Source organism: Streptomyces sp. NPDC050997, from assembly GCF_040660135.1.
In the GTDB taxonomy this organism is placed as follows: domain Bacteria; phylum Actinomycetota; class Actinomycetes; order Streptomycetales; family Streptomycetaceae; genus Streptomyces.
Map to the genome: position 1 here is coordinate 228,967 of NZ_JBFAGK010000014.1, position 10,404 is coordinate 239,370.

11 protein-coding genes are annotated in these 10,404 nt (G+C 70.3%); 8 read left to right on the top strand and 3 right to left on the bottom strand.

What is annotated here, in order from left to right:
• Positions 1-152: 152 nt before the first annotated feature.
• Complete coding sequence (locus AB0H86_RS29170; protein WP_362445024.1) at positions 153-746, top strand: histidine phosphatase family protein; 594 nt, start codon at positions 153-155, stop codon at positions 744-746.
• A gap of 14 nt (positions 747-760) precedes the next feature.
• Here AB0H86_RS29170 and AB0H86_RS29175 read toward each other — a convergent pair whose 3' ends face one another.
• Complete coding sequence (locus AB0H86_RS29175) at positions 761-2,227, bottom strand: tetratricopeptide repeat protein (RefSeq protein ID WP_362445026.1); 1,467 nt, start codon at positions 2,225-2,227, stop codon at positions 761-763.
• Between the two features lie 281 nt (positions 2,228-2,508).
• Between AB0H86_RS29175 and AB0H86_RS29180 the strand changes: the two genes are divergently transcribed.
• Entirely contained in the window at positions 2,509-2,937 is a 429-nt protein-coding gene (locus tag AB0H86_RS29180) for a hypothetical protein (RefSeq protein ID WP_362445029.1), read from the top strand.
• A gap of 139 nt (positions 2,938-3,076) precedes the next feature.
• Positions 3,077-3,946 carry a fused MFS/spermidine synthase gene (locus tag AB0H86_RS29185; RefSeq protein WP_362445031.1) on the top strand — a complete coding sequence of 290 codons (870 nt, stop codon included), beginning with the start codon at positions 3,077-3,079 and terminating at the stop codon, positions 3,944-3,946.
• Position 3,947: 1 nt separating this feature from the next.
• Here the strand turns inward: AB0H86_RS29185 and AB0H86_RS29190 are convergent, their stop codons facing one another.
• On the bottom strand, positions 3,948-4,463 hold the full coding sequence (locus AB0H86_RS29190; RefSeq protein WP_362445034.1) for a hypothetical protein: 516 nt from the start codon (positions 4,461-4,463) through the stop codon (positions 3,948-3,950).
• A gap of 166 nt (positions 4,464-4,629) precedes the next feature.
• On the opposite strand from AB0H86_RS29190, the gene AB0H86_RS29195 reads away from it, so the two are divergent.
• The 5 genes from AB0H86_RS29195 (at position 4,630) to AB0H86_RS29215 (ending at position 10,214) form a co-directional block, all read left to right on the top strand.
• Complete coding sequence (locus AB0H86_RS29195; protein ID WP_362445037.1) at positions 4,630-5,334, top strand: response regulator transcription factor; 705 nt, start codon at positions 4,630-4,632, stop codon at positions 5,332-5,334.
• A complete protein-coding gene (locus AB0H86_RS29200; RefSeq protein WP_362445040.1) occupies positions 5,331-6,740 on the top strand; it encodes a HAMP domain-containing sensor histidine kinase in 1,410 nt (469 codons plus the stop codon). Before AB0H86_RS29195 ends, AB0H86_RS29200 begins: the two co-directional genes overlap by 4 nt.
• 302 nt (positions 6,741-7,042) lie before the next feature.
• Positions 7,043-8,356 (top strand): ABC transporter substrate-binding protein, encoded by a 1,314-nt coding sequence (locus tag AB0H86_RS29205; RefSeq protein WP_362445094.1) that lies wholly within the window; start codon positions 7,043-7,045, stop codon positions 8,354-8,356.
• The gene (locus AB0H86_RS29210) at positions 8,353-9,333 is read left to right on the top strand and encodes a sugar ABC transporter permease (protein WP_362445043.1); all 981 of its coding nucleotides are present in this window, start codon (positions 8,353-8,355) and stop codon (positions 9,331-9,333) included. Before AB0H86_RS29205 ends, AB0H86_RS29210 begins: the two co-directional genes overlap by 4 nt.
• Positions 9,330-10,214 carry a carbohydrate ABC transporter permease gene (locus AB0H86_RS29215; protein WP_362445046.1) on the top strand — a complete coding sequence of 295 codons (885 nt, stop codon included), beginning with the start codon at positions 9,330-9,332 and terminating at the stop codon, positions 10,212-10,214. Before AB0H86_RS29210 ends, AB0H86_RS29215 begins: the two co-directional genes overlap by 4 nt.
• Positions 10,215-10,278: 64 nt before the next feature.
• Here AB0H86_RS29215 and AB0H86_RS29220 read toward each other — a convergent pair.
• The coding region (locus tag AB0H86_RS29220) for a carboxyl transferase domain-containing protein (RefSeq protein WP_362445097.1) at positions 10,279-10,404 on the bottom strand (126 nt) is incomplete at its 5' end.

The following is a 10,404-nucleotide window of genomic DNA, read 5'->3' on the forward strand; positions in this document are numbered from 1 at the left end:
TTCCGGTCGTGCCACTTTACGGCGTATGTACGCGCCCCTGTGGAGCGCCCCCGGCCTTCAAAGACGCAGAGATCGCCCGCCGGGTTGCCCCCGCACAGGGTGCGCGATGATGAAGGGACTCCGCCTCCGCATTCCCCCGGAAAGGTCTCTCCATGGCACCGCGCATCCTGCTGGCCCGGCACGGACAGACGCAGTGGTCGCTGTCCGGCAAGCACACCGGCAGGACCGACGTGCCGCTCCTGGAGGAGGGCCGGCGCGGCGCCAAGCTGCTCGGGGAGCGCCTGCACCGGGCGCCGTTCGACGGTCTCGACGGGGTCGAGGTGCGCACCAGCCCGCTGGCACGCGCGCGTGAGACCTGCGAACTCGCCGGCTTCGGTGACCGGGCGCGCAGCTGGGACACGCTCATGGAGTGGGACTACGGCGCCTACGAGGGCATGACCCCGCAGGAGCTCCAGGCCCTGCGGCCCGGCTGGCTCATCTGGCGCGACGGCGTACCCGAGGGCGAGCCGCTCGCCGAGGTGACGGCCCGGGCGGACGAGGTGGTCGCGTGGGCCCGGGAGACGGACCGGGACGTGCTGGTGTTCGCGCACGGGCACATCCTGCGGTCCATCGGCGCACGCTGGCTCGGTCTTCCGCTGGACTTCGCGGCGCGACTGAGGCTGAACCCGACGTCGCTTTCGGTGCTCGGCTGGGCGTACGGCGAACCGGCCATCGAGAGCTGGAACGACCTGGGGCACCTTTTCTGACACCGGCCGCCCGCTCACGCCGTACGCGGCAACGAGCCGTGCCTCTCCAGGAACGCCGACACACCCGATGCCCGCCGGTGCGGCCGCAGCACTCTCGCGGTGCCCGCCAGCATCGTCTGGACGCGTGACGACTGCACCTCGTCCAGCAGGTCCAGCACCTTCATGCCGGCCGCGGCGGCCTCGTCGGGGCGGCCCCCGCGCGCGAGGTCGTCCGCCAGTTCCGCCGTGTACAGGGCGATGTTCCGGGTGAAGTGCGGGTCCTGGAGCTGGGCCGCCCGACGCGCGTGCCGGGCCGCGCGGCTCCAGTCGCCCAGCGTCGACCAGCACTGCGCCTCCAGGCCCTCCAGTTCGGCCTCGCCGTAGAAGCTCATCCACTCGGGGTCGGCGTCCGAGTGGCCTCGCTCGTAGAGGGCCTGGGCGCGGGCCAGGGCCTGTTCGCAGCCGGTGCGGTCGGCCAGCCCGGCCCAGCCGCCCGCCTCGCGCAGCGCGAGCAGCGACATCAGCCGGGCGGAACCCAGGGAGCGCCCGACGCGTTGCGCGGCCTGGGCGGCGCGTACCGCCTCGCGTGGCCGGCCGGCGTCCCGCGCGAGGAACGCCGTGTTGCAGAAGGCGTGCGCCTCCAGGGCGTCGTCGCCGCTCACCCGGGCCGTCGCGAGGGCTTCCGCGTAGTGCGAGCGGGCATCGTCGAAGCGCCCCGAGTCATGGGCCAGCCAGCCCACCGAGATGGCCAGTTCACCGGCGCCCGAGTGGAGCCGGTCGGCGGTTTTCTGGCGGGTCACCCCGGCGTCCAGCAGCGCGTAGGCGGCGCGCAGCGGGGCCGTCGCGCGCCGGTAGAGGCCGTCCGCGCCGTGCCGGTCGTCGAGCAGCCGGATTCTGCGGACCGCCTCTTCGAGCACGTTCGCGTGGCTCCCGCCGACCCGGCGGACCGGACGGCCCGCGGCCGCGGCGTCGAAGGCGAGCCCCAGGGGGCTCAGCGAGGCGGCGGCCACGGTGGCGCCTCCGCCGGTCATGAATGCGCGACGCAGCACGTCGCTCTCCTCGTTGTCGTGCGTCTCGTGCGGGCTGTGTGCGCCGCACGAGTCCGGTGTGTCCTGCGTGTCATACGGCTCGTCCGCCCCTCGCGTCTCACCTGTTGCATATGCCGGAATCGTGGTGTCCGAAGGGGGCGCGTCCTCAGGCGTGAGCGCCCGGCGTCCGCGTACGGACGAGCGGGGCGCGAACCCGAGGTCGGTGAGCGTGCGGCCGGGGAACATATGCAGGAACACCCGTTCGTACGCGTAGTTGGGGCAGCGGATCTCGCCCGCCTCGACCCGGCCGACATAGCGCGCGTCGCAGCTCACCCGCTCGCCGATCTCGCGGGCTGCCCGCCGTACCGCCGCGGCGAACTCGGCCGGCGAGCGCTTGCCGCGCAATCGCCGGAACGCGAGATTCGGCCGTGGTGGGCCAGGGGGCTGGGACGAGGTCTCCATTGACGACGCCATGGCCGGGTCCTCTCGTGCGAACCGTCGAACCATGCCGGAAGCGGGGTGGGTTCGGGGTGAGTTGTCCGTGTGACACCCTGTTTCCGGCGGGCAAGAACGTACCTGCTGTGCACGACCCGACACGCAGTGTTTGGCTACAAACCGGATATCTCATCCGTGATCTGCCATGAACTGCCATCCTTTGCGGCGGACTTCGGCCGTAGCCGTTGACGCTCTGCCGCGTTGAACCCCATGGACCGGGAGCCGCCCGACTCCCGACCCGTCGTTGGAGGAGGGATTCCGTGGTGGAGGCCGGGATGGAGATCAGTCAGAGCACCGATCCTTGTACGTCGACCGCGGCCGGTGTGCCGCCTTCCCGCCCGGACAGGGCGTGCGAGTTCGTCATGGTGCCGACGCGGCAGGGGCTTGAGGCCGTCGACATCCTGCGCCGGGGGGTGGGCGACGCGGTGGGGCCCGTACTGCACGACGACGACTGCGACACGCTGGGGTTCCTGGTGCCGTCGGGGACCGCCGCGGCGTGGGACGTGCCGGGGAGCACCTGTACGGAGACGGAAGGGAGAGGGCTGAGACTGAGCCCCGAGCCGCCGGTGGCGGGCTCGGACTGGCTGCTGCCGCCCGGAGAGGCGGACCTCGCGACGGATCCGGCGGTGCTGCGGGCGGCGCTGGGGGAGGCGGCGCGGTTGATCCAGGCGGCGGACAACTGCAGCTGAGCTCGGCGGCGCGGTTGACAGGTGAGACGGGCAACGGGGCTGGCCCCGGCGCGAGCTGGTGAACCGTCCCCACGAGCTAGCCAGGTCCTGTCACGAGCTCGGTGGAGCCGTCCGTTCCGCGGCGCCTGATAATGGCGCAATGGGAAAGTCCAGGAAGCCCCGGCGCACCGGCGCCGTCGTAGAGACGCTCGTCGAGGCCGTCGACGGCGGGGTCGCCGAACTCGTCCCCGACCGGGACCGGGCGCGGGCCTGGACGCTGCTCGTCGACGGGGCGCCGCAGTCGCATGTCGACCTGGATGATCCGGCGTATCTGTCCTTCGAGTACCAGCGACGGCTCGGGCACGTCATCGACCTGGTCGCCCCGCCCGGCCGCCCCGTGCACGCCGTACACCTCGGCGGCGGCGCGCTGACCCTGGCCCGGTATGTCGCCGCCACCCGCCCCCGCTCCACCCAGCAGGTCGTCGAGCGCGACGCGGCCCTGGTCCAACTGGTCCGCCGAGAATTGCCGTTGGCGCCCACCGCGCGCATCCGGATCAGATCGACGGACGCCCGCGAAGGCCTGGCCAAGGTGCCCGACGGCTGGGCCGACCTCGTCATCGCCGATGTGTTCAGCGGGGCCCGCACCCCGGCCCACCTCACCTCGACGGAGTTCCTCGGCGAGGTCCGCCGGGCGCTGAAGCCGGGCGGCTGCTACGCCGCGAATCTCGCCGACGGGCCGCCGCTGGCCCACCTGCGCGGCCAGATCGCCACCGCGGCGGCGTGTTTCCCGGAGCTCGCGCTGGTCGCCGACCCGACGGTCCTGCGCGGCAAACGCTTCGGCAACGCGGTTCTGGTCGCCTGCGACCACCCGCTCCCGCTCGCCGAACTCACCCGCCGCGCCGCCTCGGATCCGCACCCCGGGCGCGTCGAACACGGCAAGTCGCTCACCGACTTCGCGGGCGGGGCGCCACCGGTGACGGACTCGGCGGCCGTGGCGTCGCCCGCGCCACCGCCGTCCGCCTTCCGGTGACTCAGTAGGTGAGGATCTCCACCCGTGGCGGTCCGTCGTGCCAGGTGCAGAACACCGTCACCCGGTCCGCGCCAGAGCCGAACTCCACCCGGATCCACGACTCCGTCTTCCACACCTGCATCGACCAACTCGTGCCCGGCGTCGCCGACACGAGCGTCGCGGAGGCCTTCCCCAGGTCGAAGACCACCCGCCCACCTTCGGTGTCGTAGCTCCTGACCTGGGTCGAGGTGGTGGGGGAGGGGCTTGTGGTCGGGGTCCTGGAAGGGGTGGGGGCCGGCGCGCGGGACGGTGTTCCGCTCGGGCTCGGGGACGAACTCCTCGACGGGGTCGGCCGGTTCGTGGACGGCGACGGCGGCTTCGCCTTCCGCGTGGTCGCCTCGGCCGTCGTGATGGGCAGGGCGCGCGGCGGGTCGTAGGCCGTGCCCGCCATCACCGTGTGGACGCCCCACCACGACAGCGTGACCGCCGCGCCCGTGGCGAGCGACCAGGCAAGCAGGTGTACGAGTGCTCTGCGCATCGCGGGCCATCCTGCCTCACGCGCCCCACCGGTGCCCCCTGTTGTCCTCTGTATCCCGGGGTTGTTCCGTGTGTATCCACCGCGTCCGTCCCGTGGTTGTCCACAGCCCGATGAGTTGTCCACAGGCGCCGGATGGGCCTGCCTCGCATGGCGTACGGTGCGGCGCATGGCACGTGTTCTCGTGGTCGAGGACGACCAGTTCGTACGCTCGGCGCTCATCCGGCATCTGACCGACGCCGCACACTCCGTGCGCAGCGTGGGTACGGCACTGGAGGCGCTGCGCGAGGCCGCCCATTTCCGTTTCGACGTGGTCGTCCTGGACCTCGGGCTCCCCGATCTGGACGGCTCCGAGGCCCTGAAGATGCTGCGCGGCATCACCGATGTCCCCGTGATCATCGCCACCGCCCGGGACGACGAGACGGAGATCGTCCGCCTGTTGAACGCCGGGGCGGACGACTACCTGACCAAGCCGTTCTCCGTGGAACACCTGTCGGCCCGGATGGCCGCGGTGCTGCGCCGGTCCCGCGCCGCGGCCGGGGAGGCGCCCTCGGACTGTGTGCTGCGCGTCGGCGGCCTGACCGTCGACCCGTTGCGTCGGCAGGCCGAACTGGACGGCGTGCGGCTGGATCTGACCCGCCGTGAGTTCGACCTGCTCGCCTTCCTGGCCGGCCGTCCCGGTGTCGTCGTCCCCCGCAAGGAACTGCTCGCCGAGGTGTGGCAGCAGTCGTACGGCGACGACCAGACCATCGACGTCCATCTGTCCTGGCTGCGGCGCAAGCTCGGCGAGACCGCGGCGAGCCCGCGCTATCTGCGCACCCTGCGGGGTGTCGGCGTGAAGCTGGAGCCGCCGGGAGCGGAGGCACCCCGATGAGATGGGCCCTGGTCAAGGTCTCGCTGGCGGTCACCACCATGGTCGTGGTCGCCTTCGCGATCCCGCTCGGCCTCGTCGTCAAGGAGATGGCCCGGGACCGTGCCTTCTCCAACGCCGAGCGGCAGGCCGCGGCCGTCGCCCCCGCCCTGTCCATCACCACCGACCGCGACCAGTTGGAGCGGGTCGTCGCCTCCGCGGGCTCGGACGCGGGGATGGCGGTGCACATACCGGCGTCCGGCGCCACCGCGGCCGTCGACCTCGGGCGGCGGCGCGCCGCAGCCGCGGACATCGCGACCGTGCGCAAGCTCGGCCGTGCCTCCACCAGCGAGGTGCCCGGTGGCTCCACCCTGCTGCAGCCGGTCGCGCTGAGTTCCGGCGAGATCGCGGTCGTCGAGGTGTACGTCCCCGAGTCCGAGGTCAGCAACGGCGTCGCCACCGCCTGGGCGGTGCTCGCCTTAGTCGGTGTCGCGCTGGTCGTCGGTTCGGTCGCGGTCGCCGACCGGCTGGGCGTTCGGATGGTGCGGCCGGCCCGGCGCCTGGTCGAGGGCGCGCACGAACTGGGGGAAGGGCACCTGGGCGCACGGGTGCCGGAGGAGGGGCCCAGCGAACTGCGGCTGGCCGCGGTCGCGTTCAACTCCATGGCCGACCAGGTCGTACAACTCCTCGCGAACGAAAGGGAGTTGGCGGCGGACCTGTCGCACCGGCTGCGCACACCGCTGACCGTGCTGCGGCTGAACGCGGCCTCGCTCGGGGACGGGCCGGCGGCCGAGCAGACCCGGGCCGCGGTCGCCCAACTGGAGCGCGAGGTGGACACGATCATCCGGACGGCCCGGGACGCCAAGCCGCAGACCGCGGCGGCCGGACCCGGCGCCGGGTGCGACGCGGCCGAGGTGGTGCGCGAACGGATGTCGTTCTGGTCGGCGCTGGCGGAGGACGAGGGCCGCAAGTGGCGGATGGCCGGGGCCGACCGGCCGGTGCGCATACCCGTGGCCCGCGCGGACCTGGCCGCCGCCCTGGACGCCCTGCTCGGGAATGTCTTCCGGCACACCGCCGAGGGCACCGCCTTCGCGGTCGACGTGCACAACGGCGAGGACGCGGTGATCGTGCTCGTGTCGGACGCGGGGTCCGGCATACCCGACCCCGAGGCGGCGATGGCGCGCGGCCGGGGTTCGGGGAGCGACGGATCGACCGGGCTCGGGCTCGACATCGTGCGCCGGCTCGCGGAGGCGACGGGCGGGGACGTACGGATCGGCTCGTCCGTGCTCGGCGGCACCGAGGTGCGGATCTGGATCCAGTTGGACGGGCGGGAGCGCGCGCCGTTGCGGCGGGGGCACCGAGGCTCCGTGCGACGCCGTCGACCCGGCCGATTGGTCTCTGCCTTCAACCGGTCCCGATCCCTTCCCTGAGGGTTGCCCTTCAAGGTCGACGACGCCGCCAGGCCGGCGCCGAGGCCACGTGCGGCTCGATCCTCCAGGGCGAGGCCGCGTTCGCGAAGGCGTTCGCCACCTGTAAATGATCACTCGCCGACTAAAGATGGCGAATCGTGTCGATTACGTTTCGACAAATGAACGCAGCGGCTCTTGACGCATGACAGCACATACGGCTGTTATGGCGCCAACGTGTTCGGTCAAGTTGATTTCTGGTCGATTGAGATCAGCTTTCAGTCAGCCTCACCCCCATGGCCGAACCCTGCCCTCAGGAGCCGTTCATGCACGACCTCTCGCCCTCCGGCCTCTCCCTCTCCGCCCCGAGCAGGCGCGCCCTGCTGCGCGGCATAGGCGGCGCCGCCGTCCTCGGCGCCGGCATACCCCTGCTGAGCGCCTGCGGTGGCAGCGGCACGGCTGCCGACTCGAAGACGGTCACCGTCGGCTCCAACGCGTCCGACGCGGTTCCGAAGAAGGCCTTCGCCGACATCTACGCGGCCTTCAAGAAGCAGTCCGGCATCACGGTCGACGTGAACACCAAGGACCACAACACGTTCCAGGAGCAGATCAACTCCTACCTCCAGGGCACGCCGGACGACGTGTTCAACTGGTTCGCCGGGTACCGCATGCAGTTCTTCGCGGCCAAGAAGCTCGCCACCCCGATCGACGACGTGTGGGCGAAGATCGGCGACAACTTCCCCGACGCCATGAAGAAGCTCAGCAAGGGCGAGGACGGCAAGTACTACTTCGTGCCGCTGACCACGTACCCGTGGGCGATCTTCTACCGCAAGAGCGTCTTCCAGCAGCACGGCTACACCGTCCCCACCACCTGGGACCAGCTGGTCGCGCTGTGCAAGCAGATGAAGAAGGACGGCCTGGTCCCGATCGCCTTCGGCGACAAGGACGCCTGGCCGGCGATGGGCACCTTCGACCAGATCAACTTCCGCACCAACGGCTACGACTTCCACGTCGACCTGATGGCGGGCAAGGCCTCCTGGACGGACGCCAAGGTCAAGGCCGTCTTCGACCACTGGGCCGAGCTGCTGCCCTACCACCAGGACGGCTTCATGGGCCGTACCTGGCAGGACGCCGCGCAGACCCTGGTGTCGAAGAAGGCCGGCATGTACCTGCTGGGCTCCTTCGTGGCGCAGCAGTTCACCATCAAGGCCGACCTGGACGACCTCGACTTCTTCGCCTTCCCGGAGATCAACCCCGCGTACGGCCAGGACACCGTGGAGGCGCCCACCGACGGCTTCATGGTCAGCAAGGACCCGAAGAACCACGACGGTGTCGTGAAGCTGCTGGAGTACCTGGGCTCCCCGGCGGCCGAGCAGACCTACCTCAAGGCCGACCCGAGCGTGGTGGCCGCCTCCAACAAGGCCGACACCTCCGCCTACTCGCCGCTGCAGAAGAAGGCGTTCGAGATGATCGGCGGCGCCAAGAGCCTCACCCAGTTCATGGACCGCGACTCCCGGCCGGACTTCACCGCCACGGTGATGCAGCCCGGTCTGCAGAAGTTCCTCCAGAATCCCAAGGGCGTCGACAGCTTGCTGTCCTCGATCGAGCGCCAGAAGAAGACGATCTTCGCCTCCGCATGACCATCGACACCTCCCCGAAGAACCCGGAGGCGGCCGCCGTGCCGCCTCCGGGTCCCGCGCCCGCCAAGAAGCGGGTCCCGCAGGGGCGCAAGCGCCTGCTGACCCGCCGTGACCGGGTCACGCTCGCCTTCATGGCGGGCGTGCCCACGGTCCTGCACGTGGCCCTCGTCTGGGTCACCGCCCTCGCCTCGATCGCTCTGGCCTTCACCTCCTGGGACGGCATCGGATTCGGCTCGATCAAGTGGGTCGGTCTGGACAACTTCCGTCAGCTGTTCACCGACAACCCGCAGTTCTGGCCCGCCGTCCAGCACAACATCATCTGGTTCGTCGCACTCATCCTGATCCCGACGCCGTTCGGCCTGTTCCTGGCCGTGCAGCTGGACAAGAGCATCCGCTTCAGCCGCGTCTACCAGACCGCGTTCTTCCTGCCGGTCGTGGTGTCCCTGGCCGTCACCGGTTTCGTCTGGCAGCTCGTCTACAACCCCGACACGGGCCTGATCAACAGCCTCATCGGCGCCAACAAGCCCGGCCACTACATCGACTGGATCGGCGACCCGGACCTCAACCTGTGGGCCGTGCTGATCGCAGCGTCCTGGCGGCACGCCGGCTACATGATGATCCTGTACCTGGCCGGCCTGAAGGGCGTCGACCCGTCCCTGCGCGAGGCCTCCTCGCTGGACGGCGCCAACGAGTGGCAGACGTTCAAGAACGTCATCTTCCCGACCCTGCGCCCGACCAACACGGTCGTCCTGGTCGTCACCATCATCGAGGCCCTGCGCGCCTTCGACCTCGTCTTCGTCTTCAACAAGGGCGCCCAGGGCACCGAGCTGCTGTCGATCCTGATCACCAACAACATCATCGGCGAGTCCAGCCGTATCGGATACGGCTCGGCGATCGCGGTCGTCCTGCTGGTGATCTCCCTGGCCGTGATCATCCCGTACCTGATCGCGACCTTCCGGAAGGAGCGGCGCGCATGAGCACAGCTGTGGTGACCAAGCAGCGCACCCCCGTCCGCCCGGCCCGGATCCTGCTGCACGTGTTCCTCATCGGCACCTCGCTGGCCTGGCTCGCCCCGCTGCTCTGGGCGGTCTACGCGGCCCTGCGGCCGTACTCGGAGACCAGCAACAAGGGCTATGTCTCCTGGCCGGACAAGCTGAACCTCGACAACTTCACGAACGCGTTCACCCAGTCCGACATGCTGCACTACTTCGGCAACACGCTGCTCATCGCGGTCCCGGCCGTGCTGCTGACGCTGTTCCTGTCGTCGATGGTCGCGTTCTACGTCAGCCGCTTCGACTTCCGGCTCAACATCGTCCTGCTGCTGGTGTTCACGGCCGGCAACCTGCTGCCACAGCAGGTCATCATCACGCCTCTCTACCGGCTGTACCTGCTCATCGACCTGCCCGGCATCACGATGAGCGGCAAGCTGTACGACTCCGCGCTCGGCCTGGTGCTCATCCACATCGCGTTCCAGTCAGGCTTCTGCGCCTTCGTACTGAGCAACTACATGCGCATGCTCCCGCACGAGCTGACCGAGGCCGCGCTCGTCGACGGCGCCTCCGTGTGGCGGATGTACTGGCAGGTCGTACTGCCCCTGTGCAAGCCCGCGATGGCCGCCCTGGCCACCCTGCTCTCCATCTGGATCTACAACGACTTCTTCTGGGCCATCGTCCTGATCTCCACCGGTGAGAACATGCCGATCACCTCCGCCCTGAACAACCTCTCCGGCCAGTTCTTCACCGACCCCAACCTGGTCGCCGCCGGCGCCCTGCTCACCGCGATCCCCACACTGATCGTGTACTTCGCGCTCCAGCGGCAGTTCGTCAGCGGTCTGACGCTGGGCGCGAACAAAGGCTGACACCCCGGGGCGGCGGTCGACCCGCGTCACGAAGTCGCGGAGAGATCGCCGTCCGCGCAGGCGGTCACTGCGGGGGGTTGCCGTGCTTGCGGTAGGGCAGGTCGGCGTGCTTGGTGTGCAGCATCGCCAGGGACTGGATGAGGATCTCGCGGGTTTCGGCGGGGTCGATGACGTCGTCGACCAGGCCGCG